Source organism: Streptomyces sp. B21-105, from assembly GCF_036898465.1.
Lineage (GTDB): Bacteria > Actinomycetota > Actinomycetes > Streptomycetales > Streptomycetaceae > Streptomyces.
Genome location: NZ_JARUMJ010000001.1, coordinates 6,099,484 through 6,123,930, shown reverse-complemented (window position 1 = coordinate 6,123,930; position 24,447 = coordinate 6,099,484). Strand labels below are relative to the sequence as shown.

At 72.6% G+C, this 24,447-nt stretch carries 20 protein-coding genes; 5 read left to right on the top strand and 15 right to left on the bottom strand.

Features of this window, described 5'->3' with window-relative positions; all coding sequences use genetic code 11:
- Positions 1 to 97: 97 nt before the first annotated feature.
- On the top strand, positions 98 to 1,564 hold the full coding sequence (locus tag QA802_RS27780) for a zinc-dependent metalloprotease (protein ID WP_334528044.1): 1,467 nt from the start codon (positions 98 to 100) through the stop codon (positions 1,562 to 1,564).
- The gene (locus QA802_RS27775) at positions 1,561 to 2,076 is read left to right on the top strand and encodes an NUDIX hydrolase (RefSeq protein ID WP_334528041.1); all 516 of its coding nucleotides are present in this window, start codon (positions 1,561 to 1,563) and stop codon (positions 2,074 to 2,076) included. Before QA802_RS27780 ends, QA802_RS27775 begins: the two co-directional genes overlap by 4 nt.
- A gap of 114 nt (positions 2,077 to 2,190) precedes the next feature.
- Here QA802_RS27775 and QA802_RS27770 read toward each other — a convergent pair whose 3' ends face one another.
- From QA802_RS27770 to QA802_RS27755, 4 genes are all read right to left on the bottom strand, one after another.
- Complete coding sequence (locus QA802_RS27770) at positions 2,191 to 2,946, bottom strand: AIM24 family protein (protein ID WP_334528039.1); 756 nt, start codon at positions 2,944 to 2,946, stop codon at positions 2,191 to 2,193.
- Between the two features lie 17 nt (positions 2,947 to 2,963).
- Positions 2,964 to 3,644, bottom strand: coding sequence for an AIM24 family protein (locus QA802_RS27765; protein WP_079659796.1), 681 nt, complete (start codon positions 3,642 to 3,644; stop codon positions 2,964 to 2,966).
- Positions 3,645 to 3,655: 11 nt separating this feature from the next.
- Positions 3,656 to 5,329, bottom strand: a complete 1,674-nt coding sequence (locus QA802_RS27760) for a TerD family protein (RefSeq protein WP_334528037.1) — start codon at positions 5,327 to 5,329, stop codon at positions 3,656 to 3,658.
- 144 nt (positions 5,330 to 5,473) lie between these two features.
- Complete coding sequence (locus tag QA802_RS27755; RefSeq protein ID WP_334528034.1) at positions 5,474 to 6,070, bottom strand: M48 metallopeptidase family protein; 597 nt, start codon at positions 6,068 to 6,070, stop codon at positions 5,474 to 5,476.
- A 240-nt stretch (positions 6,071 to 6,310) separates the two neighbouring features.
- On the opposite strand from QA802_RS27755, the gene QA802_RS27750 reads away from it, so the two are divergent.
- Together QA802_RS27750 and QA802_RS27745 are read left to right on the top strand one after the other, a co-directional pair.
- Entirely contained in the window at positions 6,311 to 7,522 is a 1,212-nt protein-coding gene (locus tag QA802_RS27750; protein WP_334528031.1) for a TOMM precursor leader peptide-binding protein, read from the top strand.
- Positions 7,515 to 8,936, top strand: a complete 1,422-nt coding sequence (locus QA802_RS27745; protein WP_334528028.1) for an ABC1 kinase family protein — start codon at positions 7,515 to 7,517, stop codon at positions 8,934 to 8,936. Before QA802_RS27750 ends, QA802_RS27745 begins: the two co-directional genes overlap by 8 nt.
- 38 nt (positions 8,937 to 8,974) lie before the next feature.
- On the opposite strand, the gene QA802_RS27740 is transcribed toward QA802_RS27745, so the two are convergent.
- The 5 genes from QA802_RS27740 to QA802_RS27720 all read right to left on the bottom strand — a co-directional run bounded on the left by QA802_RS27740 (position 8,975) and on the right by QA802_RS27720 (position 13,028).
- The gene (locus QA802_RS27740; protein ID WP_334528025.1) at positions 8,975 to 9,223 is read right to left on the bottom strand and encodes a hypothetical protein; all 249 of its coding nucleotides are present in this window, start codon (positions 9,221 to 9,223) and stop codon (positions 8,975 to 8,977) included.
- Positions 9,224 to 9,366: 143 nt separating this feature from the next.
- Entirely contained in the window at positions 9,367 to 9,693 is a 327-nt protein-coding gene (locus QA802_RS27735; RefSeq protein WP_334528022.1) for a putative WhiB-interacting protein, read from the bottom strand.
- Entirely contained in the window at positions 9,690 to 10,058 is a 369-nt protein-coding gene (locus QA802_RS27730; protein WP_057584309.1) for a WhiB family transcriptional regulator, read from the bottom strand. Before QA802_RS27730 ends, QA802_RS27735 begins: the two co-directional genes overlap by 4 nt.
- Before the next feature lie 176 nt (positions 10,059 to 10,234).
- Positions 10,235 to 10,552: a hypothetical protein gene (locus tag QA802_RS27725; RefSeq protein ID WP_334528019.1), complete on the bottom strand. Its 318-nt coding sequence runs from the start codon at positions 10,550 to 10,552 to the stop codon at positions 10,235 to 10,237.
- 187 nt (positions 10,553 to 10,739) lie between these two features.
- On the bottom strand, positions 10,740 to 13,028 hold the full coding sequence (locus QA802_RS27720) for an ATP-dependent DNA helicase UvrD2 (RefSeq protein WP_334528016.1): 2,289 nt from the start codon (positions 13,026 to 13,028) through the stop codon (positions 10,740 to 10,742).
- A gap of 82 nt (positions 13,029 to 13,110) precedes the next feature.
- On the opposite strand from QA802_RS27720, the gene QA802_RS27715 reads away from it, so the two are divergent.
- A complete protein-coding gene (locus QA802_RS27715) occupies positions 13,111 to 13,353 on the top strand; it encodes a mycoredoxin (RefSeq protein WP_319164902.1) in 243 nt (80 codons plus the stop codon).
- Between the two features lie 173 nt (positions 13,354 to 13,526).
- Here the strand turns inward: QA802_RS27715 and QA802_RS27710 are convergent, their stop codons facing one another.
- From QA802_RS27710 to QA802_RS27690, 6 genes are all read right to left on the bottom strand, one after another.
- Positions 13,527 to 14,324: a hypothetical protein gene (locus tag QA802_RS27710; protein WP_334528011.1), complete on the bottom strand. Its 798-nt coding sequence runs from the start codon at positions 14,322 to 14,324 to the stop codon at positions 13,527 to 13,529.
- Positions 14,325 to 14,580: 256 nt separating this feature from the next.
- Positions 14,581 to 15,525: an NAD(+) diphosphatase gene (nudC, locus tag QA802_RS27705; RefSeq protein WP_334534932.1), complete on the bottom strand. Its 945-nt coding sequence runs from the start codon at positions 15,523 to 15,525 to the stop codon at positions 14,581 to 14,583.
- A gap of 162 nt (positions 15,526 to 15,687) precedes the next feature.
- Positions 15,688 to 17,100, bottom strand: a complete 1,413-nt coding sequence (locus QA802_RS27700) for a dipeptidase (protein ID WP_334528008.1) — start codon at positions 17,098 to 17,100, stop codon at positions 15,688 to 15,690.
- A gap of 10 nt (positions 17,101 to 17,110) precedes the next feature.
- Entirely contained in the window at positions 17,111 to 18,739 is a 1,629-nt protein-coding gene (locus QA802_RS41670; RefSeq protein WP_443042184.1) for a PD-(D/E)XK nuclease family protein, read from the bottom strand.
- The gene (locus QA802_RS41665; protein WP_443042183.1) at positions 18,646 to 20,820 is read right to left on the bottom strand and encodes an ATP-dependent helicase; all 2,175 of its coding nucleotides are present in this window, start codon (positions 20,818 to 20,820) and stop codon (positions 18,646 to 18,648) included. Before QA802_RS41665 ends, QA802_RS41670 begins: the two co-directional genes overlap by 94 nt.
- Positions 20,821 to 20,950: 130 nt before the next feature.
- Positions 20,951 to 24,382, bottom strand: coding sequence for an ATP-dependent helicase (locus tag QA802_RS27690; RefSeq protein WP_334528005.1), 3,432 nt, complete (start codon positions 24,380 to 24,382; stop codon positions 20,951 to 20,953).
- Positions 24,383 to 24,447: the final 65 nt, after the last annotated feature.

Genomic DNA, 24,447 nt, shown 5'->3' with positions numbered 1-24,447 from the left:
ACCGAGGCCCGATCGAGCCGGGGTGTCTACGCTGGGTGGTGTTGCAGGGCAGTCGCCGCCGGCCGAAAACCGGTGGCCTTACCAGCCGAGGAACCCCGTGAGTGACACCCCATTCGGATTCGGCCTTCCGCCGGAGGAGCCGGAGGACGGCGACGAGGGCAAGAAGGACCCACAGAGCGGCGGTGGTCAGGGACCGGCCAACCCGTTCGGTTTCGGCGGCCTGCCCGGCGCCGGCGGCTTCGGCGCGCCCGGCGCGGACAATCCGCTCGCCGCGATGTTCGGTTCGCTGAACCCCAACGACCTGGGCGCCGCCTTCCAGCAGCTCGGCCAGATGCTCTCCTACGAGGGCGGTCCGGTGAACTGGGACATGGCCCAGCAGATCGCCCGCCAGACGGTCGCCCAGGGCACCTCCGACGGCGTCAAGGACTCGAGCATCGGTTCCTCCGAGCGCACCGCCGTCCAGGAGGCCGTCCGCCTGGCCGACCTGTGGCTGGACGACGCGACGTCCCTGCCGTCCGGTGCCGGAACCGCCGGGGCGTGGTCCCGCGCCGAGTGGGTCGAGGCGACCCTGCCCGCGTGGAAGGAGCTCGTCGACCCGGTCGCCGAGCGCGTCGGCGCGGCCATGGGCGACGTCCTGCCGGAGGAGATGCAGGCCATGGCCGGCCCCCTGATCGGCATGATGCGCTCGATGGGCGGCGCGATGTTCGGCTCGCAGATCGGCCAGGCCGTGGGCGTGCTCGCGGGCGAGGTCGTCGGCTCGACCGACATCGGCCTGCCGCTCGGTCCGGCCGGGCGCGCCGCGCTGCTGCCGGTGAACATCGAGGCCTTCGGCAGGGACCTCGGCGTCGGCAAGGACGAGGTGCGGCTCTACCTCGCCCTGCGCGAGGCCGCCCACCAGCGGCTCTTCGCCCATGTGCCGTGGCTGCGCTCGCACCTGTTCGGCGCGGTCGAGGGGTACGCGCGCGGGATCAAGGTCGACACCGCCAAGCTGGAGGACGTGGTCGGGCAGTTCGACCCGCAGAATCCCGAGCAGCTGCAGGAGGCTCTCCAGCAGGGCATGTTCCAGCCCGAGGACACCCCGGCTCAGAAGGCTGCCCTGGCCCGTCTGGAGACGGCTCTGGCACTCGTCGAGGGCTGGGTGGACGCGGTGGTGCACGCGGCCGCGAAGCCGCGCCTGTCGTCCGCCGACGCGCTGCGGGAAACCCTGCGCCGCCGCCGTGCCACGGGCGGTCCGGCGGAGCAGACGTTCGCGACGCTGATCGGCCTGGAGCTGCGTCCTCGCCGTCTGCGCGACGCCTCCCGCCTGTGGGCCTCGCTGACGGACGCGCGCGGGGTCGACGGCCGGGACGCCCTGTGGGCCCACCCGGACATGCTGCCCACGGCCTCCGACCTCGACGACCCGGACGGCTTCGTGCACCGCGAGCAGATGGACTTCTCCGAGCTGGACAAGATGCTCGGCGAGGCGGCGAGCGGCGGCCACGGTGAGAAGCCGAACCTGAAGAAGGACGCCGACACGGACGGTACGGACGACGGGAACGACTCCGGGGGCGACGACACCAAGTGAGCCTGCACGACGACGCGGTCCTCGTCCTGAAGGGGTACGAGGGCCAGCGAGAGCTGTGCCAGACGTACCTGGACCATCTGGCGGTCCATCCCGACGGCGTGTGGAAGGCCTGCGCGGACGGGCACATCACGGCGAGCGCGCTGGTGATCGACCCGGAGCGCGGCCGTGTGCTGCTCACGCTGCACAAGAAGTTGCGGATGTGGCTGCAGACGGGCGGCCACTGCGAGCCGGTCGACGCGACGCTGGCGGGCGCGGCGCTGCGGGAGGGGACGGAGGAGTCGGGCGTGCCGGGGCTGAGCCTGCTGCCCGGCGGTCCGGTGCGCCTGGACCGGCATCACACGCCCTGCGCCTGGCACTACGACGTCCAGTACGCGGCGCTCGCCCCGGCCGGAGCCGTGGAGGCCATCAGCGAGGAGTCTCTCGACCTGCGCTGGTTCGCCTATGACGAGGTGGCGGGCGTGGCCGACGCGTCGGTCGTGCGCCTGCTGGAGGCGGCCCGCGCGCGGCTGTGAGCCGGAACGGGTAAGGGGCGAACCACCAGGTGGTCGCCCCTTACGTCGGTCGGCTACGTCCGTCGGCCGCGTCCGTCGGTTACATCCGTCGGCCCACGTCCGACGTCCGGGCGGTCAGCTCCAGACGTTGCCCTGGTTCTGTCCCCGTGCTCCCTGCTGGCCCATGCCGTACTGCGCGGCGAGACCCGACCCGATCTGGGCGTTCTGCGGCGGCAGCAGTTCGCTGGGCTGGACCAGCGCGTAGCCGCTGCCCATGAAGCTGAGCTCCCAGCCCTCACCGGTGTTACCACGCCGGCGCCACACCCCGGAGGAGTGCGTCTGCGCCTGCATCTGCACCCGCAGTCCGGTGGACCAGGCCACGATGGCGTCGGCGTCGCAGTTGACGTACTTGTCGGGGGTGACCTGCATCATCAGCGGCGCGCCGGAGGTCATCAGGGCGACCTTGCCGCGGCCGGTGATGTTGAGCTGGTACTTCCCCGAGCCGGAGATGCCGTAGAGGCTGTCGACGGCGATGACCTCGTGGTGCAGTGACGAGTCCATGGCCAGCACATAGCTGCTGTCCACGGTCAGCCCGTCCTGCTCCACGTCCATGACGTGGATGCGCTGGGCGAGGTTCGCGAGGTACACCGTCCCCTGGCCGTGACAGCGCATCAGGCTCAGGCCCTCGCCCGTGTGCGCACGCGCGCGCCCTTGCTGGTTGCTCTGGTACTCGGCGTCGAACTCCATCAGGCCCTGGTAGGCGACCATCGTCCCCTTGCGGGCGAGGATGTCGTCGTGGCCCTCCAGGGTGACCCGGAGCATCTGCTTGTTCTGCAGACTCCAGCGGTCCTGGGTCTGCGAGTCGTTGTGCGCGAAAAGTGAGCTCTGCATGGTGTTTCCGGTCCCCCTCAGCCCCGTACCCGGAGGCGGTCGGTGCTGTCCTCGCTGGGCTGGACGACGACGATGCCCTGGCCGGAGAAGGCCATCTGGTAGGCCTCGCCGCTGCCCCGGCCGATGAGCGACTGCGCCTTGAAGCTGCGCTTGCCCTTCACCTTGAGGTTCGGGGACCAGGCGACGAGCGCGTCGGGGTCGACGTACGTCTCGTCCTCGCCGCCGCCGCAGTCGACGACGATCGGCTTGCCCCGGGAGGTCAGCGCGACCCACCCCTGCCCGGAGATCTTGGTGTTCCACAGCCCCTGACCGGCGAACTTCGCAAGCCCCTTGACGCGCTCGACGCCCCAGGTGAGGTGCGCGTCGAAGGCGAGCAGGTTGGTGGCGTTGACGGAGATTCCGTCGCCGTTGAGGTTGATGACGACGACGTTCGCCCCGTAGTCGGCGAGGTAGAGCAGACCGTCGCCGGTGCACTTCATCAGGGGCGCGCCCTCGCCGGTCATCCAGTCGCGGGCGATCTGGCGTACGGCCGGCGGGTTGGGCTCGTACTGGACGAAGCCCTCGTAGGCGACCATCGAGCCCACGCGCGCGAAGAGGTCGTTACCGGTCTGCATGGCGACCTTCAGCATGTGGTTGCCGTGGTTCTCCATGCGGGCGGTGACGGGTGCGGGCGCGTAGCCCGCGAGCGGCTGGTTCATGACGGGCTCCCTCAGACCTCGTACGGCTGGACGACGATGAAGTTGCCGGGAGCGCCCCGGAACTGGAGATTGACGCTCTCGCCGGTGTCGCCGGGGTAGGCGTTGCGGCGCATCCGCACCTGGCTGGAGACGACCACCTGGGAGGCGGCCGACCAGGCGACGACGGCGTTGCAGTCGGCGAACGTGGTGGGCGTGACCGGCAGGACCACGGGCGTGCCGTGCGTCTTCACGACGATCGTCCCGGCGCCCTGGAACTGCATGGTGAACAGCGCGCCGCCGGGGATGCCGTGCCCCTCGATGCGACGGACCTCGTACTGGAGGCTCTCGTCGAAGGCCAGGACGTTCTCGGCGGAGACGCAGACCGCGTCACCCTGGAGCTCGATCGGGTGCACATGGGTGGAGTCCTCGGCGAGGAACACCTGCCCCTGGCCGGTGCAGCGCATCAGCTGCATCTCCTGGCCGGTGGCGTTGCCGACGACCCGGCCGGCGAACCCGGCGCCCTTGTAGCTGAAGTCGACCTTGCCCTGGTAGAGGACCATGCTGCCCTGGCGGGCGAGAACGGGCTGGCCGCCGATGCCGAGGTCGACCCGGATCATCTTCCTGTTCTGCTGGGTCCAGCGCTGCCCCGTCGGCGTCTCCTTGAACTGCTGGAGCGCCGACGCCACACCGGCACCGCCCTGGGGCGCGCCCTGCGGCACACCGTAGGCCTGCTGGCCGGGAACCTGCTGGCCGGGGACCTGCCCGAAGGGGGACTGCTGACCGTAGCCGGGCGGCGGGGTCGGCTGTCCGTAGCCGGGCGGGGCCTGGGGGGCCTGCGGGGCCGAGGGCTGCTGACCGTAGCCGGGGGGCATGGGCGCGGTCGGCGCGGGGCCCTGGCCGTACGGCTGTTGCTGGGGCGGCTGCCCGTAAGGAGCCGGGGCGGGGGCGGGCGGCGGGACGTGACCGCCGGGCGGGGCCAGCGGCGCGACGATGGTCGGCGCGGCGTGGACCGGGGGCGCGGGAGCCGGGGCCGGCGGCGGGGTCGCGCCGGGCGGGGGCGCGAAGCCCTGCGCGGCGGGCTGCGGCTGCTGAGGAGCGGGGGGCGCGCCGAAGGCGGGCGGGGCGAAGCTCGGAGCGGCGGCGGCCTGCGGCTGCTGCGGCGCGGCGGGCGCCTCCTCCTCCGCGACCTCGCCGCCGAAGTTCTTCAGCAGCGCGTCCAGGCCGCCGTCGAAGCCCTGGCCGACGGCCGCGAACCGCCACACGTCCTTGAGGTAGAAGTCGCCCAGCATGACGGCCCGCTCACTGGTGAACTCGGAGCCGTTGAACGCGTAGCGGGCCACCTCCTCGCCGCCCGCGACGATGCGCAGGTAGCCGGGGTCGATCTGCGACATCTGCCCGGCGCCGTCCAGCGTGGCCGTGAAGGACAGCTTCTGGATCTGCGGCGGGATCCGGTCGAGGGTGATGCGGAAGGACTCCGTGTCGCCCGCCTGGGCGCCCAGGAGCTGGATGGACTCCTCGGGGGACTTGGGCTGGTTGAAGAAGACGAAGTACCGGTCGTCCGAGAGACGCTCGTCGGCGTCGAGACCGAAGCAGCTGATGTCGAAGGTCAGGCCGGGGGCGGTGATCTGCACGCCTACGTACAGATCGGTACCCGCCGTGAGGTCACTGATCCTGGCCTTGTGGCCGCGTTGGAATTCCCTGGGCATGCGTAACGACCGTCCCCCATCCCGATTGCGAGTGCGTCGCGTCAGGCTAACGGCAAAGTCCGACAACGCACGATGTCGGTACAGACCCGGTACACAAGCGACATCACCGGACGCCCGCGAGGTTCGCCCCACGCGCGCCGCAGGTCACTCCCCGCTCGTCTGCGGCAGGTGGGGGAGGCGTTCGGCCGCGACGACGCCCTCGAGGTAGCCCCGAGCGCGTTCGGTGCGCGGGTAGGCCTCCAGCAGCCGCCAGAAGTCGGGGCCGTGACCCGGCACGAGCAGATGCGCGAGTTCGTGCGCGAGGACGTAGTCGATGACGTACTCGGGCATGCCCTTCAGGCGGTGCGACAGCCGGATGCTGCCCTCGGCCGGTGTGCACGATCCCCAGCGGGTGTTCTGGTTGGTCACCCAGCGCACCGAGGCGGGTCGGGCCCGGCCGTCGAAACACTGGGCCGACAGACGCTCGGCGCGTTCGGCGAGCTCGGCGTCGCCGGGCACGCGCCGGCTCTCCTGCGCGGCGAGTTTGTCGAGCATGACGGTCACCCAGCGTTGCTCCTCGGCCTCGGACATCCGGGCAGGGATGAGCACGATGGTGCGATCGCCCTCGCGGTACGCGGAGACCGTCCGACGTCGCCGGGTGCTTCTGCGAACCTCGATCGCGCTCGCCCCCGAGCCGCTCGGCGGCTGGCTCGTCGTGCTGCGCTGTGGTGGTCCGGCGCGGTGCAGTGGGTCGGCGGGCACGCCCCGACGTTACCCGTTGCACACGGGGGAAGTCCCGACTCCTGGTCGGGTGGGTTCCGATCCGGCCTGCCGCTTTTGCCTCGTACGACGCATTCGTACGACGAATGCCGCTGCCTGTGGACAACTTTCGGCGGGCTCGGGCGGGTCCGGGCATGCTGGCAGTCGTCGGCGGAGCGAGGACACCCCACGCCCCGCTCCGTCGACGTGACGGGGAGTTTTCCAGGCATACGGGGGCGTTCGATGCATCCGACGGTGAAGCCCGCGCTGCGGCGCGGCTGGCGCGACCTCAACACGGTGCAGTTCGGCATGACGCCGGCGCACGCACTGACACTCGGCCCGGTGGACACGGCCACGGGCAGCTTCCTCGACCTGCTGGACGGCACTCGCGGGCTTCCGCTGCTGCGTGAGGAGGGCCGCCGTATGGATCTGCCCGACGGTCATGTCGACCGGCTGGTGGAGCGGCTGGCCCGGGCGGGGCTGCTCGACGACGCGCGCGGCGGCGGGCCTGAGGCCTCCGCTCTGCGGGAGAGGAAGGAGGTCATGGACCGGCTGCGGCCCGATCTCGCCGCACTGTCCCTCGTCACCTCGCAGCCGGGAGACGCTGTGGAGCACCTGGCCGCCCGGCGCGGCTTGCGGGTCCAGGTGCGCGGCGCGGGCAGGGTCGGCACAGTGCTGGCGGCGCTGTTGTCGGGCGCGGGAGTCGGCGAGGTGGACGTGCGTGACGGTGGAAAGGTGGAGCCGGGCGATGTGGCACCCGGCGGCCTGCCCGCCGAGGCGGTCGGCGAGCGCCGGGACGAGGCGGCCGGCCGCGTCGTGCGCCGGGCCGCCCCCGGCCGCCCGCCCCGCAGGAGCAGGAGCTCACCCGCCGAGGACACTCCAGGCTTCTCCCTGGTGATCCTCGCCCCGCGGGACGACGTGTCCGTGCACGCGCCCGTCCCTTCCGCGGCGGAACCCCTGATCGCCTCGGGCACCCCGCATCTCTACGCCGGGGTCGTCGAGGGCACGGGGGTCGTGGGCCCGCTCGTGCTGCCGGGTGAGACGGGCTGCGCGGGCTGTCTGCACCAGGACCGTACCGACCGGGACCAGGCCTGGCCGCGGCTGGTCACCCAGTGGCACTCCGGTCATCGGCGCACGACGCGCGCCTGTGACCTGACGCTGGCCACGACGGTGGCCGGGCTGGCCGCCGCCCACGCGCTCACCTTCCTCGACGGCCGCGACCCGTCGAGCGTGGGCGCCCGGTGGGAGGTCTCCGTGCCCGCGCTCCAGTGGCACGCACGGCCGGTGCGGCCACACTGTGCCTGTCCGTGCGGGGCCGCGGAGAAAGGTATGCGGGAACACACCTCCGAGGAGGGCGGTTCGCACGCGACAATGGAACAGCAACGGCATTCAACGGAGTTTCGCGGTACGACGGACACCGCGCGGCTGGCTGGGACTTGGAGGGCGCATGTCTGATCTTCCCCGGAAGGCGGTCACCCGGACCGCCAAGCTCGCCGCGCTCCCGCTCGGCTTCGCCGGGCGGGCCACCTGGGGTCTGGGCAAGCGGATCGTGGGCGAGTCCGCGGAGATCGTCGGCCGCGAGCTGCAGCAGCGCACCGCGGAGCAGCTCTTCAAGGTGCTGGGCGAGCTGAAGGGCGGCGCGATGAAGTTCGGGCAGGCCCTGTCCGTCTTCGAGTCGGCCCTGCCCGAGGAGGTGGCCGGACCGTACCGCGCGGCCCTCACCAAGCTCCAGGACGCGGCGCCGCCGATGCCGACCGGCACCACGCACGCCGTGCTCACGAAACACCTCGGCGAGGACTGGGCCGGGCTCTTCCTGGAGTTCGACGACAAGCCCGCCGCGGCGGCCTCCATCGGTCAGGTGCACCGAGCGGTGTGGCACGACGGCCGGGAGGTCGCAGTCAAGGTCCAGTACCCCGGAGCCGGCGAGGCCCTGCTGTCCGACCTGAACCAACTCAGTCGCTTCGCACGCCTGTTGGGCCCGCTCATTCCGGGCATGGACGTGAAGCCGCTGATCGCCGAGCTGCGTGACCGGGTCTCGGAGGAACTGGACTACTGCCTGGAGGCGCAGGCCCAGCAGGCCCACGCGGAGGAGTTCGCCGGGGATCCCGACGTCGTGGTGCCGGCGGTGGTCCACCAGTGCGACCAGATCCTGGTCACCGAGTGGATCGACGGCGTGCCCCTGTCCGAGGTGATCTCCGAGGGCACCCAGGAGCAGCGGGACCGCGCCGGCCAGCTGCTGTCCCGTTTCCTCTTTTCCGGCCCGGCGCGCACCGGCCTGCTGCACGCCGACCCGCACCCCGGCAACTTCCGTCTCCTGCCTGGCGGGCCGGAGGGCGAGGACGACTGGCGGCTTGGCGTTCTGGACTTCGGCACGGTGGATCGGCTGGCGGGCGGCCTGCCGGACCCGATCGGCGAGTCCCTGCGCCTGACCCTGGACGGCGACGCGGAGGCGGTCTACGAACTCCTCTGCGCGGAGGGCTTCGTGAAGGAGTCCATCGAGCTCGATCCCGACGCGGTCCTCGACTACCTCCTGCCGATCATCGAACCGGCCCGCGCAGAGGAGTTCACCTTCACCCGCGGCTGGATGCGCAACCAGGCGGCCCGCATAGCCGACCCCCGCTCTCCCGCCCACCAGCTGGGCAAACAGCTCAACCTGCCGCCGGCGTACCTGCTGATTCACCGGGTGACCCTCAGCACGATCGGCGTGCTGTGCCAGCTCGGCGCGACAGTACGGCTACGGGACGAACTGGAGGACTGGCTGCCCGGGTTCCTCGCGGAGGACGCGCTGGAGGCCCTGGAAACCCTGGAGTCCGTGGATTCCCTGGAAACGGAGGACTCGGTTGCGGAGGGCTCGGCGGCGGAGGCGTGAGACGCGGGTACGGGGCTCCGACCCGGGTGTGAGATACGTCACCACCATTCCGAGTCGAGCCGGCCTTCGATCGCCCGGAGGTTCTCCCGGGCGCAGTCCTCGCAGAAGTGCCGGCGGACGCCGTTCTCCAGGGAACACGTCCAGGTGACCGGCGGTGGCTCTGCGGCCCGGGTCCCGCACCGGCCGCACACCACGGACAGGGGCCCGGACCGGGGCCTGGACGGAGGCAGGGGCAGGGGCTCCGCCGGTGAACCGTCGCGGTCGCCGTCTCCGGGAGGACTCGCCATGCCCAGGACGATAACGCCGGGGCGTCGGATCGGGCGCACAGCGCCCCGAGGGGGCCGGCCCGTACGGACGGACCCGCCCCCTCGGGGAGAGTTTCACCTCCCTGTCGGGAGGCCACCGCATCCGGTGTGTGCGGTTGGTGCGGTTACTGCATCACGGCCATGGCGAGCGCCCGCCGGGCGCGCAGGGACGCGCGCTCGGCCCGACGCTGCATCCGGCGAGCGGCCACCAGGCGCACGGCCTGGCGCTCCCGCTCGACCTCGTGCAGGCGGTCGCGCATATGCGCACGAGCCAGGGCTTCTGGGATGAGTTGCATCTCGCGTGTCCTGTTCTGACGCGAGTCGTACGCGCCGGTGGTGATGGTGAGGTCTTCGGTCGCGGAGCCTGCGGGCTCGCTGGTGAACGGCTTCATCGGGGCCTGCTTCTTGGGGTCTTGCGTGAGGGGGCGGTCGATTGTTCCTGCGGTGTTCATGCCGTGACCGGGTTCTTGCGCGGGCGACCACGCGGCCGCTTGCGGGCGACGACGACACCCTGGACGAACAGCTCGCCACCCCAGACGCCCCAGGGCTCGCGTCGCTCCTTGGCGCCGGCGAGGCAGGCCTCCACCAGGGGGCAGGTGCGGCAGAGGGACTTGGCGTACTCGACGTCGGCCGGGGTCTCGGCGAAGAAGACCTCCGGGTCGTACGAACGGCAGGGGACGGGCACGCCGAGGTTCTCGATGGCGTCGTCGAGCGCGGTGAGCGCCGTGAGCGGGGTCAAGGTGGAGTCCTCCGTGAGGCCGGGCGGGGGGATCGTTTCGGAAGGCGGTACGGACGGGGCGTGCGCTTCGAGTTGCACGGTTCGTCTTCCTCGTCTGGTCGGTCCGGTCCTGTGGGACCGGGTGTCGGCTGGGTACCGGGTTCTTTTCTTGTCCCGAGGCCCCTTCGCTCCGTCGTCCCCGTTCGGGGAAAACAGAAGGGCCGCGGATCCCGGGTGGGGTTCCGCGGCCCTGAAGGCGCCGGCCTGATCGACGATCAGGCTGGATCACTCCAGGGTTCTGGCCCACGGAAGGCCCACATCAGGTGGTGCTGCGTCGTCTGCTTGCGGAATCCGGCACCGGTCGCCGCGAAGGCATAGGCATGTGCCTGTGCCTCTACTGCTTCCAGTGCCTTGGTCGGTCGCTCATTGCGCTCGCGGACGAGAAGACTCACGGGCGAGACAGAGGAGGACGCCGGCCGGTCGGCACGGATGCCGGACAGACCGGTGCCCAGGACCGAGGCGCCGAGCATGCACGTGGAGACGACCGAGCAATCGGTCAGTTTGGCGGTGGAGCTGCGGTTGATGATGATCACTGGAATCGCCTCCTCTTGGCGTATCGGGGGACCGGGGTGAGCCGGTCCGACGGATATGCAAGTACAGCACGGAATCAGGGCCTTCGAGAAGGCCGCCGTTCCGGTGTCTAAGAACCTATGGGGATTGCCGGGGCATGCGCAAACTATTTTTCCGACGAGTTCGGATCAATCTTCGGCCGACCCTCCCTCACTCCCCTTCGTCCCCCTCCACCACGTCCTGGCCTGCGCAGATGGCCAGGACGTCGGTTCCGTAACGGTGCAGCTTGCGCACACCGACCCCGGGGATCCGGGCCAGTTCGCCCTCCTCCTCGGGGACGGCCTCGGCGATCGCCATCAGCGTCTTGTCGGTGAAGACGCAGAACGCCGGCTGTCCGGCGCGCTTCGCCTGGACCGCCCGCCAGTCCCGCAGTCGCTCGTACAGGCCCTCGTCCATGTCGGAGGGGCAGTCCTCGCAGCGCATCAGCTTCATCTCGCCGGCGTCGGTCAGGGTGCGCCCGCAGACCCGGCAGCGGGCCGGGGTGCGCGCTGTCCGGCGCGGCGCCTGGCCGGCGCCCGCGGCGACGCCGGGGAACCCCCGCTCGATGCCTCCGGCGCCCCCGCCGCCCGCACGGCCCACGGCGGTGCCCGAGCCGGGACGGAGACCGTCGAGGAAGCGGCTCGGACGGCGGTTCGGACGGCCGCCCGGAGAGCGGGACAGCGCCCACGAGATGTGCAGCCGCGCACGGGCCCGGGTGACCCCGACGTACAGGAGGCGGCGCTCCTCCTCGATCTGTTCGTCGGTCCTGGCGTAGGTGATCGGCATCATGCCCTCCGCCACGCCGACCAGGAAGACGACGTCCCACTCCAGGCCCTTGGCGGAGTGCAGGGAGGCCAGGGTGACGCCCTGGACGGTCGGGGCGTGCTGGGCGCTCGCCCGCTCGTCGAGTTCGGCGACCAGATCGGCGAGGGTCGCCCCGGGCCGGGCCGCGGCGAAGTCATGCGCCAGGTTGGCCAGGGCCGCCAGCGACTCCCAGCGCTCTCTGACGGCCCCGGAGCCGGCCGGCGGCTGTGTGGTCCAGCCTTCGCCGGAGAGCACGGCACGCACCTGCGAGGGCAGGTCGACGGCGTCCTCGAGGAGCGTGTCGTTGCCGCCGAACCGGGCCGCACCGCGCAGGGCGACACCGGCCTTGCGCACCTCGGGCCGGTCGAAGAAGCGCTCGGCGCCGCGCAGCTGGTACGGGATGCCGAAGTCGGCGAGGGCCTGCTCGTAGGTCTCCGACTGGGCGTTGGTGCGGAACAGGACGGCGATCTCCGCGGCCGGGACCCCTGCGTCGAGGAGCTCGCGAATACGGCGGGCCGCGCCCTCGGCCTCGGCGGGCTCGTCGGCGTACTCGGCGTAGCCCGGCTCGGGTCCGGGGGCGCGCTGGGAGATCAGTTCCAGACGGTGGTCAGCGGCGCGGCCGCGGGCCTGGGCGAGCAGACCGTTGGCGAGGTGGACGACCTGGGGGGTGGAGCGGTAGTCGCGGACCAGCTTGACGACGGTGGCGCCGGGATGGCGGGTGCGGAAGTCGAGCAGGTGGTCGGGGGTGGCGCCGGTGAAGGAGTAGATGGTCTGGCTGGCGTCCCCGACCACGCACAGGTCGTCCCGGTCGCCGAGCCACAGTTCGAGCAGGCGCTGCTGGAGCGGGCTGACGTCCTGGTACTCGTCGACGACGAAGTGCTGGTACTGGGCGCGGACCTGTTCGGCGATGTCGTGCCGGTCCTGCAGCACGGCGGCGGTCAGCAGCAGGACGTCCTCGAAGTCGATGACGGCGCGCTCGCGCTTGAGGTCCTCGTAGGCGGCGTAGAGCTGGGCGATCTCGGCGGGGTCGCGGGGGGACTCACGGCCCGCTTTGACGGCGGCGAGCGCGTAGTCGGCGGGGACGGTCTGGGTGACCTTGCACCACTCGATCTCCGCGGTGACGTCCCGCAGCTCACCTCGGTCGAGCCGGACACGGCAGGCGGCGGCCGCGTCGGCGACGAGCTGAACCTTGCGGTCGACGATCCGGGGCAGGGAGCCACCGATCGCTTTCGGCCAGAAGTACTGCAGCTGCCGAAGGGCCGCGGAGTGGAAGGTGCGGGCCTGGACACCCTGGGCGCCGAGCTGGCGAAGCCGGCCGCGCATCTCCCCCGCGGCCCGGTTGGTGAAGGTGACGGCGAGCACGCTGGAAGGGTGCAGGATGCCGGCGCGCACCCCGTAGGCGATGCGGTGGGTGATGGCCCGGGTCTTGCCCGTGCCGGCTCCGGCCAGCACGCACACCGGACCGTGCAGGGCCGTGGCGACCTCGCGCTGCTCGGGGTCGAGCCCGTCGAGCACCGCGTCGGCCGAGTCCGGTGCCTGCGGGAACAGGGTGGAGTGCGTTGCTGCTGTCACACGGCCATGCTGCCAGGTCGGCGGAGACGGGCGGGACGGTTGTCCACAGGCGGGGCCCCGCAGTCGTACTAATGCGGCGGACATGCCCCGCCGGGAATGGCGGCCCCGCCGGCCGCGTTGCCTCTAGGACCGCCCGTCCCCCGACCGCCGAAGGAGCATGAGAGACATGCTGGGCACTGTGACGATGTACAGCACCACGTGGTGCGGCTACTGCCAGCGGCTGAAGAAGCAGCTGGAGCGCGAGGGCATCGCGTACACCGAGATCAACATCGAACAGGACCCGGAGTCCGCGGCGTTCGTGGAAAAGGCGAATGGCGGAAACCAGACGGTACCGACCGTACTGTTCCCCGACGGGTCGACGCTGACGAACCCGAGCCTCGCCCAGGTGAAGCAGGCGCTCGGCGCCTGACCCCCCGCGATACGCAACCCCCGATCGGCCTGACGCTGATCGGGGGCTTTGTGCGCCCTGGAGATCCCGGCGCCAGACTGTGTACGCCTCGCAGGAATCCAGCGGGACCGAGCCCTCGGCTTGACGGCTGTCGCAGGCAGAAGTTCCCGGCGCATGACAGCAGAACCACTGCTTCAGAGCGTCAGCACGGGCCGAGTGGAGGAGTCCTCGCAAAGGTCTTCACCGTCCGGACCGTACACAAACTCGACCATGGACGGATTGCGGTTGGAGGTGGCCAGAGGCAGCCATGCGAGCAGGCGACCGTAGCCGCCGCACACCGACTCGCCACCGTCTCCGCCATGGACCGCCTCGATGTCGCTCGTCAGCTCCGTACGGTAGGTGTCGTAGGCGATGTGCAAGCCGAAGGCGTTCAACTGGTTCTGCGGGCCGGTGGCGTCCCCGTACGGGACGCGGTCGAGGGGGCAGTCGTTCCCCCACCGGAACAGGGTCTTGGTGCCAGCCCCACAAGCGTGCTCCCACTCGTCTGAGCTCGGCATCCGCAGGCCACGAGCCGCGAGAACGGCGTGCATGTCGGCGGGCGCCTCGGTCAGGTTCTCGTCCTCCACAGCCATGAGCACAGTTGCCAGGACGACGCTCCGGCGGGGGCTGAGCACTTGCGCGAGGTGGGCCCGCAGGTCGGGTCCGTAGGCGAATCCCTGGTCCAGGCTCTCGGCGTAGTCGGCCGTCTGCTGCGGGGTCGGTTGCCAGCGGTCCAGGTCGAATCCGAGGGACACCGGCCCTCCGGGTATCAGGGCGAATTCCTGCTCGTCCCGCTCGATCCGGACGCGATGCAGCGGGGCACCGAGGTGCTCCGTGGTCTCGACGAGAGTCACCCGACCGTCCACCGAACCAGCGGCCTCCTCGGCGACGCGGCGTGCGGTCGGCAGATCGAAGGACCGCCATTGGCCGAGAGTGAGATCAGCGAGAGCCATGGACCGCAGTGTTGCACGCAGGTCTGACATAGCTCGCGACCTCCGCACCACGGAGCTGAGCTGCGGTCATGGAAGCCTCGGCGAGTGCGAGCGGCGGCAACCGGCGGCGGGCCCTCGCTGCCCTTCCTCGTTCGGGACGCACCCGCGTACGCCTGCCTCGGGCGCCCATGCCGAGATCGGCGCTTGAGCGGTTCCCCGGCGTCGCAGGGGTGGCCGTCCCGGGGTGGGGCGGCCGCCCTGCGGCGTGGTGGGGTGGTCATACGAGGTTGCGGGTGGGGAGCGGTTTGCCGTACCAGAGCTCGATCAGACGGGCCGCGATCGAGATGCCGTAGGGGGGCAGCACGTCGCCGGACTCGAAGGCGGCGGTGAGCTCGTCGCGGGAGAACCAGCGGGCCTCGTGGATCTCGTCGCCGTCGACGTCGATGTCGGTCGACGTGGCACGGGCCATGAAGCCGAGCATGAGACTGGACGGGAAGGGCCAGGGCTGGCTGGCGACGTACTCGACCTGGCCCACGGTGACGCCGGCCTCCTCGAAGACCTCGCGGCGCACGGACTGCTCGATGGACTCGCCGGGCTCGACGAAACCGGCGAGGGTCGAGAAGCGGCCCTCGGGCCAGTGGACCTGACGGCCCAGGAGGATGCGGTCCTCCTCGTCCGTGACGGCCATGATCACCGCCGGGTCGGTGCGCGGGTAGTGCTCGGCGCCGCAGGCGGGGCAGCGGCGGATGTGCCCCGCCGCGGCGATCACCGTGCGCTCGCCGCAGCGGGAGCAGAAGCGGTGGGTGCGCTGCCAGTTCTCCAGGCCCACGGCGTGCACCATCAGGCCCACGTCGCGCGGCGACAACAACAGACCCGCCTCGCGCAGGCCGGCCGGGCGCGCGGACTGGTCGATGCGGCCGGGCAGCGCGTCCTTCTGGAGGGCGAAGTAGCTGACGCCGTCGTCGTCCGTTCCGAGGAAGTAGCGGTGCGCCTCGGTGAGGGGGGCCTCGAAGGACGGGGTCATGACGAGTTCGGTGCGTCCGTCGGAGGTCTCGTCGATGAGGACCTGGCCTCCGGAGACGACGAAGCACCGGGTCGTGGGGTGGCTCCATGCCGCGGCGAGCCAGGCTTCGTCGAGCCGGTGGTGGGCGGCCCGGTCCACGCCGCTCGGCGCGGTGAGCGAGATGGGTCGGTCGGCGTTCTGGTCGGTCCAGGTGGTCACGGGTGTCACGGGTACTTCCAACTCCCCCGGTGGAACGGTTGTTTCTGCGGGCGGTTCAGCGGGATGTACGGGAGACGGCGACCGGCCGTGGAGCCGCGCGCGTGCGGAGCGGCTTCTTCAGTGTGCACCGCGCGCGTGGCTCCTCCGGGCCGGTCGGCGTCGTCAGGGCGCATGACGCCAGTGCGCGGCGAGGTCGCTCCAGAGGTGTGCGGTGGTCTCGGCGCCCTTGAGGAGGAGGTCCAGCTCGACCTTCTCGTTGGGTGCGTGCCAGCCGTCCGAGGGGACGGAGACGCCGAGGAAGAGCACGGGGGCGCCGAGAACCTCCTGGAGGTCGGCGGCCGGTCCCGAGCCTCCCTCACGGGTGAAGCGTACGGGCCCGTCGAAGGCCCGGCCCATGGCGCGGACCACGGACTGCAGGGCGGGGTGGTCCAGCGGGGTCAGGCAGGGGCGGGTGGCCGGGCTGAACGCGATCTCGTACCGGATGCCGGCGGGCGCCTGCTCGGCGACCCAGGCGCGGACGGCCTTCTCGACGTGGTCGGGGTCCTGGCCGGCGACGAGCCGGAAGGACAGTTTCACGAACGCCGAGGACGGGATGATCGTCTTGCTGCCGGGTCCCTGGTAGCCGCCGCCGATGCCGTTGACCTCGGCCGTGGGGCGGGCCCAGATCCGTTCCAGGGTGGTGTGCCCGGCCTCGCCGTGGGCGGCGTGCGACCGGGCGGTGCGCAGCCACTGGTCCTCGTCGAAGGGAAGCTCGGCGAAAAGCTCGCGCTCGCGGTCGGTGAGCTCGACGACGCCGTCGTAGAAGCCGGGCACGGCCACGCGCGCGTGGCCGTCGTGCAGGGCGGCGACGAGGCGGGCGATCGCGGCCGCCGGGTTGGGCACCGCGCCGCCGAAGGAGCCGGAGTGGATGTCCTGGTCGGGACCGAGGAACCGGATCTCGCACTCCGCGAGGCCGCGCATTCCGGTGCACACGGTGGGGGTGTCCTCGGACCACATGCCGGTGTCGGAGACGATCACGGCGTCCGCGGCGAGCCGCCCGGCCCGCCCTTCCACGAGGGCCCGGAAGTTCGGGGAGCTGGACTCCTCCTCGCCCTCGATCAGCAGCTTGAGGTTGACGGCCGGCGCGGTGCGGCCGGTGGCGGCGAGGTGGGCGCGGACGCCGAGGGTGTGGAAGAAGACCTGTCCCTTGTCGTCGGCCGCCCCGCGCGCGTGGAGGCGGTTTCCGCGGACGACGGGCTCGAAGGGGTCGGTGTCCCAGCCGTCCTCGCGGGCGGCCGGCTGCACGTCGTGGTGGCCGTAGACCAGGACGGTGGGCGCCTGCGGATCGCCTGAGGGCCACTCCGCGTAGACGGCCGGCGCGCCCGGCGTCCGCCAGACCTCGGCGGTCGGGAACCCGGTCTCGGTGAGCTTGGTGGCGAGCCAGTCCGCACTGCGCCGTACGTCGGAGGCGTGGTCGGGCTGGGCCGACACCGACGGGATGCGCAGCCATTCGACGAGGTCGTCGAGGAAGGCGGCGCGGTGCTGCTCGACGTACGTGCGGACGGCGCTGACGGCACTGTCAACGGGATGGCTCATGACCACGAGCCTATCGGCCCGCGCCGGTGTCCTCGCCGGGCCCTGACGCGGAGCCGATGCGCCCGGCCGGTCCGTCGCGGCCGTCCCCGGCGTCGGCTTTCCCGGTCAACAGGCGCTCCAGGGCGGGGCGATCGGGCAGCCCCTCCGGTCGTACGACGTCGCCGGTGCGCACGTACAGGAACGCCGCTGTGACGGATTCCACGGGCACTCCCTGCTGCTCGGCCCAGGCGAGCCGGTACAGGGCGAGCTGGAGGGGGTCTGCGGTATGGGCGCGGTGGGTCTTCCAGTCGACGATGTCGTACGTGGCCGAGTCGCCGGCGCCTTCTTTGTAGACGGCGTCGATGCGGCCGCGGACGACACGGCCGGCGAGGGCGAGCTGGAAGGGGGCCTCGACCCGGTAGGGCGTTCGATGGGCGTACTCGGTGCGCTCGAAGGCCTCCTTGAGGGCCTCGAGGTCGTGTTCGTCGTCGATCTCGGCGTCGTGGCCGGGCAGTTCGTCCGGTTCCAGCAGGGGCAGCGTCAACTCCTCGAAGCGGGCCTCCACCCAGGCGTGGAACCGGGTGCCCCGACGTGCGGCCGGTTGCGGGGGGCGTGGCATGGGGCGCGCGAGTTCCTGCGCGAGACCGTCCGGGTCGGCGGCCAGGCGCAGGACCTGCGAGGCGGTCAGGCTCGTCGGCAGGGGTACGTCCGTGACGGTCCGGCGGGCGCGCAGGAGTTCCCCGGCGAGGGCGTCGAGGTCGCGGTCCCAGGAGTCGACGGTGCGGGCCTCCTCGGGGGTGAGGGAGTTCCTGCGCGGGCGGGGTCCGGGCGCGCTGGGCGGCCTGAGGGGCCCGGACGCCTCAGGGGCTGTCCCTTGATGAGGGACCGAGGGGTGGACTGCGGGACGGACGGGGCGATGGACGGGGGAATCGGCCGAGCTCCGCTCGTGCCCGTCTACGGGGTCGCCCTCGGCGGGCCGGGCTTCGTGGGGGGCGGCCCCGGCGGACCCGTCCTCGAAGGGGCCTCGGTCGAAGGGGTCGGCGTCGAAGGGGTCATCTTCAAAGGAGCCCGTGTCGAAGGGGTCCGCTCCGAACGGGTCGTCCTCGTCCTGGGGCGGCTCGTCGTGGCCGTCGTGGGGCGGCTCGTCGTCGTCCGGTGGGGGCGGCCAGTCGGGGTCGTCGTGGGCGTCCGGGTCGTGGGCGGCACGGGGGCGGTCGTCCTCGTGCGAGGCGTCGTCCTCGAGGTCCTCCAGGTGGGCGAGGACGGTCTCGGCGGCGGCGCGGCGACGGGCCAGGGCCGCGTCGTCCAGCGGGAGCGGCCAGACCTGGTCGACGCTCGTGCGGTGCAGGGCGGGGTTCTCCTCGTCCTCCTCCGGCGGGTCGGCCCAGACCTCGATCTCGCCGTGTCCGGCCGTGCAGTGGTCGTGCAGGGTCAGCAGGAAGTCGGACGGGCCGCGGGGTTTCTTCTGGGCGGGGCCCCACCAGTGGCCGGAGCCGAGGAGCAGGGACCGCGGTCGGGTGAAGGTGACGTAGCCGAGGCGGAGTTCCTCGGTGTGCTGGTGGTCCTTCATGGCTTCGTGGAAGGCCTTGACGCCCCGCGCGTCCCAGGAGGCGAGGTCGGGGAGCGTGTCGGCGTCGCCACGCAGGGCGTGCGGCAGCACCCTGGCCTGCGCGGTCCACTTCTCGCGGCCCTGTCCGCTGGGGAAGATGCCGCTGACCAGGCCGGGACTGCCACCACGTCCCACTCGAGACCCTTGGACTTGTGCGCGGTGAGCACCTTGACGGTGTTCTCGCCGCCCGGAAGGGCGTTGTCGAGGCCTTTCTCGTACTGGGCGGCGGTGCGCAGGAAGCCGAGGAAGGCCAGCAGGCTCGCCTCGCTCTCGCCGGACGCGAAGGACGCGGCGATGTCGAGGAAGTTGGACAGGGTCTCCCGGCGCCGGGCGGCGAGGGCATGCGGAGACGCCGACAGCTCCACCTCGAGGCCGGTGACGGCGAGGACGCGGTGCAGGACGTCCATCAGGGGGTCGGCGAGGGAGCGGCGCAGGTCGCGCAGTTCCGCGGCGAGGCGCGCGAACCGCACGCGCGCGTCCGGGGAGAACGGCAGCCCGTCGTCGTCCCCGCCGTGGCCGCCGTACATCGGCGTCTCCAGGAAGGTGTCGAGGGCGTCCGCGAGCGATATCACCTCGGACGGGTCGACCCCCTCGACGGCCTCGGCGAGGCGGCGGTCCGGGTCGTCGTCGCCCCCGCGCGTGTGGCTGACGAGCCGCCGGGCCCGTCGGCCGAGGAGGGCGAGGTCGCGCGGGCCGATGCGCCAGCGCGGGCCGGTGAGCAGGCGGACCAGGGAGGCGTTGGCGCCGGGGTCCTGGAGGACCTCGCAGACGGCGACCAGGTCGGCCACCTCGGGCAGGTGCAGCAGACCGGACAGGCCGACGACCTCGACGGGGACGTCCCGCGCGACCAGCGCGCCCTGGATCTGCGCGAAGTCGGTGGCCGTCCGGCACAGGACGGCGATCTCACCGGGCGCCTTGCCGGTGCGCACCAGATGGGCGATGGAGTCGGCGATCCAGTCCATCTCCTCGGCGTGGGTGGCCAGCAGGGCGCAGCGGACCACGCCGTCGCGTTCCGCGCCGGGGGCCGGGCGCAGGGCCTCCACGCCCGCGTGCATGGCGCGCAGCGGTTCGGCGAGGCCGTTGGCGAGGTCCAGGAGGCGGCCGCCGCTGCGGCGGTTCTCGCTGAGCGACTGGCGTCGCGCCCGGCTGCCGTCGGCGTGCGCGAAGTGCTCGGGGAAGTCGTCGAGGTTGGCGACGGAGGCGCCGCGCCAGCCGTAGATGGCCTGGCAGGGGTCGCCGACGGCGGTCACGGGGTGGCCGGCGGCGCCGCCGAAGAGTCCGGCGAGGAGCACGCGCTGGGCGACGGAGGTGTCCTGGTACTCGTCGAGGAGGACGACGCGGAACTCGTCGCGCAGGAGCGGGCCCACCTCGGGCACCTGGGCGAGCTGCGCCGCGAGGGCGATCTGGTCGCCGAAGTCGAGCAGGTCGCGTTCGCGCTTGGCGGCCCGGTAGCGCAGCACCAGGTCGGCCAGTTCGCGTCGGGCGGCGGCCGTCTCGGGGGCCTTGCGCAGGTCGGCGTTGGTGAGTCGGGCGCCGTCGAGGGTGTGCAGCAGTTCCGCGTCCCACGCGCGCAGGTCCTCGGGGCGTACGAGGTGTTCGGCGAGTTCGCCGTCGAGCGTGAGGAGGTCGCTGATCAGGTCGGCGAAGGAGCGGGTGAGCGACGGGTAGGGGCCGGGGGCCTCGCGCAGCACGCGCGCGGCGAGCTGGTAGCGGGTGGCGTCGGCGAGCAGGCGGGAGGTGGGTTCCAGGCCGATGCGCAGGCCGTGGTCGGCGAGGAGGCGGCCCGCGAAGGCGTGGTAGGTGGAGATGACCGGCTCGCCCGGCGGGTTGTCGGGGTCGATGACGTCGGGGTCGGTGACGCCGGCCCTGACGAGGGCCTTGCGGACGCGCTCGGCGAGTTCTCCGGCCGCCTTGTTGGTGAAGGTCAGGCCGAGGACCTGCTCGGGGGCGACCTGCCCGGTGCCGACCAGCCACACCACGCGTGCGGCCATCACCGTGGTCTTGCCCGACCCGGCTCCGGCCACGATCACCTGCGGGGCGGGCGGCGCGATGACGCAGGCCGTCTGCTCCGGGGTGAAGGGGATCCCGAGGAGCTCCTTGAGCTGCTCGGGATCGCTGATGCGGGCGGGCATGGGGAGAGGCTAGCGGCGGGCACCGACAGTCGATGACACATCACCCGCCGCGGGGAGATGCGTGCAGGTCGGCGCGGGTGGTGCGGTCCGTCACACCGTACGCCCCGCACTCGGCTCCCCCGTCCGCCCCTCACTCGACGACGTGGCGCCCTTCGGGCCTGGCGCTGCACGAGGCGCGGAACGCGCAGTGGGTGCACTGCTGGCCGGCGGTGGGGGTGAACCGCTCGTCGAGGACCTTGCCGGCGGCCGTGGCGAGGAGTTCGCCGACCCATGCGCCGTCGAGCGGCTCCTGCGCCTGCACCTTGGGCAGCGTGTCGCCGCCGTCCCGCCGCGCGGCGCCCTGGCGCAGTTGGACGAGTTCGGCGCCGCCCGGTTCGGGGCGCACCCCGTCGAAGGCGTCGTCGACGGCTCCCTCGCGGACCGCGAGCTGGTAGACGGCGAGCTGGGGGTGGCGTTCGACCTCGCGCGCGGTGGGCGTCTGCTTGCCCGTCTTGAAGTCGACGACGTAGGCGCGGCCGTCGCCGTCCGCCTCGACGCGGTCCATCTGGCCGCGGATGCGCACCTCGTAGTCGCCCGCCGCCAGCGTGACGTCGAAGTCGTGCTCGCTGGCGACCGGTGTGCGGCCCGCGCGGTCCGTCACATGCCATTGGAGGAAGCGTTCGAGCGCCACGCGGGCGTGCGCCTTCTCCTGGGCGGACTTCCACGGGGCGTCGAAGGCGAGGGCGTTCCACACCGAGTCGAGGCGCTCCATGAGGACGTCGAGGTCGGCCGGGGTGTGCCCGGAGGCGACCTCGTCGGCGAGGACGTGCACCACGTTGCCGAAGCCCTGGGCGGCCGTGGCGGGGGCGTCGGCCTTCACTTCGCGGCCCAGGAACCACTGCAGGGCGCAGGTGTTGGCGAGCTGGTCCAGGGCGCTGCCGGAGAGCACGACGGGCTGCTCACGGTCGCGCAGTGGCACCTTGCTCTCGGTCGGCTCGAACATGCCCCACCAGCGGTACGGATGGGCGGCGGGCACCAGGGGCCGGCCCTCCTCGTCGGCGAGCGCGGCAAGCCTGGCGAGACGGCGGGCGGCCGCCTCCCTGAGAGGCGCGGAGACGCGCGGGTCGACCGTGGTGGCGCGCAGTTCGGCGACCAGCGCGGCGACCGACAGGGGGCGGCGGGGGCGGCCCGTGACGTCCTTGGGTTCGGTGCCGAGTTCGGTGAGGAAACGGGAGGGCTGGTCGCCGTCGTCGGCGGGCGCTTTGACGGCGGTGACGACGAGGCGGTCCCGCGCGCGCGTGGCGGCGACGTAGAAGAGGCGGCGTTCCTCGGCGAGCAGCGCGCCCGGGGTGAGCGGCTCGGCGAGTCCGTCGCGCCCGATGCGGTCGGCCTCCAGGAGGGAGCCGCGGCGACGCAGGTCCGGCCACAGGCCTTCCTGGACGCCGGCCACGACGACCAGACTCCATTCCAGGCCCTTGGCGCGGTGGGCCGTCATCAGGCGTACGGCGTCGGGGCGCACGGCACGGTGGGCGAGGGTGTCGGCGGCGATGTCCTCGGCCTCGATCTCTGCCAGGAAGTTCAGGGCGCCCCGTCCGCCGGTGCGTTCCTCCGCGCGCGCGGCGGTGGCGAACAGCGCGCACACCGCGTCCAGGTCGCGGTCGGCGTTGCGGCCGGCCGCGCCGCCGCGCCGGGCGGCCCGCTCCAGGCGCGTGGGCCAGGGCGTGCCGTCCCAGAGGTCCCACAGCGCTTCCTCGGCCGTGCCGCCGCGCGCGAGACGCGCGCGGGCCGTCGCCAGCAGCGCGCCGAGGCGCTGGGCGCCGCGCGCGTACGTCGGGTCATGGGCGACGAGGCGCTCCGGCTCGGCCAGGGCGCGCGCGAGCAGTGCGTCGGAGGGCGGCGGCAGGGGGTTGCCCGCGGCCCGCTCCTCCTCGCGCAGGGCCCGGCCGAGGCGGCGCAGATCGGCGGCGTCCATGCCGGCGAGGGGTGAGGTGAGCAGGGTGAGGGCGGTTTCGATGTCGAGCCAGCCGGCTGCCTGCCCGATCCCGCCGACCCCGCTGGCATCGCCCAGTGCCCCGGCCCCACCGGCCTCGCCCACCGTCCGTGCGTCGCCCGCCGACCCCGCATCGCCCACCGTTCCGGCCTCGATCGCCGCGACGGCGCGTGCGTCTTCGGCCGGCGCCGCCGCGGAGGCCTCCGCCGTGGCCACCGCCCGCAGGGCCGCCAGGAGGGGCGCCACCGCGGGTTCGTGGCGCAGGGGGAGATCGTCGCCGTCGATGTCGAGGGGGACGCCGGCGGCGGTGAGGGCGCGGCGGACCGTCGGGATGGTGCGCGAGCCGGCGCGCACCAGGACGGCCATCTCCCCCCAGGGCACGCCGTCCTCCAGGTGGGCGCGGCGCAGGATGTCGGCGATGTTGTCCAGTTCGGTGCCGGGCGTGGGATACGTGTATACGTCGACCTGGCCGCCGTCGCGTGCAGCGGTCAGGTCGCGGTGCGCGCGGACCTTCTCCGCCGGCAGTCGGGTCAGGGGCATCCGTTGCGTCAGCAGCCGGGTGGCGGCCAGGAGAGCCGCGCCGGAGCGCCGGGAGGTGCGCAGCACGTCGACGGGGGCGGGACGGCCGTCGGGGCGGGGGAAGGCGTGCGGGAACTCCAGGATGCCGTTCACGTCGGCGCCCCGGAAGGTGTAGATCGACTGGTCGGGGTCGCCGAAGGCGACCAGGGTACGGCCGCCGCCGGCCAGGGCGTGCAGCAGCCGGACCTGAGCCGGGTCGGTGTCCTGGTACTCGTCGACGAACACGGCGTCGTAACTCGCGGCCAGCCGCTCGGCGACCTCGGTGCGGTGGGCGAGGAGCACCGCACGGTGGACGAGTTCGGCGTAGTCGATCACCCCGTGCAGGTCGAGCACGTCGAGGTATTCGGCGAGGAAGGCGGCCGCGGCGCGCCAGTCGGGGCGGCCGATGCGGTGGGCGAAGGCGTCCAGGGACGCGGGGTCCAGGCCCAGTTCGCGGCTGCGGGCCAGCACCGCGCGGACCTCGTCGGCGAAGCCGCGGGTGGTGAGGCAGGCGCGCAGTTCGTCCGGCCAGCGCACGTGGGCGAGGCCGAGTCGTTGCAGGTCGAGCTGGCCGGCGAGCAGTTCGCGGACGGCCACGTCCTGTTCGGGACCGGACAGCAGCCGCAGCGGCTCGACGAACAGGTCGGCGTCCTGGTGGGCGCGGACCAGGGCGTAGCAGTACGAGTGGAAGGTGGTCGCCTGGGGTGCGCGGGCCGCGCCCATGCGCCGCGCCATCCGGTCGCGCAGTTCGACTGCCGCCTTGCGGCTGAACGTGAGGACGAGGATGCGCGCGGGGTCGCCGCCGCGGGCGATGCGGGCCGCCACGGACTCGACGAGCGTGGTGGTCTTCCCCGTGCCTGGGCCGGCGAGGACGAGCAGGGGGCCGGGGCCGTGATCAACCACCGAGCGCTGTGCGGCGTCCAGACGAGGGGGATCCGTCCGGGCGGGCGGGGTACGCACCAGTCGGTAAGCGCCACGGCTCCCCTGTCGCCCCTGGTGGGGCGGCAGGCGCCTGGTGGAGGAAGAGGTGCTCACGTGGTTCGCCGGTCCTGGTGGGTGTGCTGGTCGACGGATCGTCGCCCGGGGAGGTCGGTGATCGC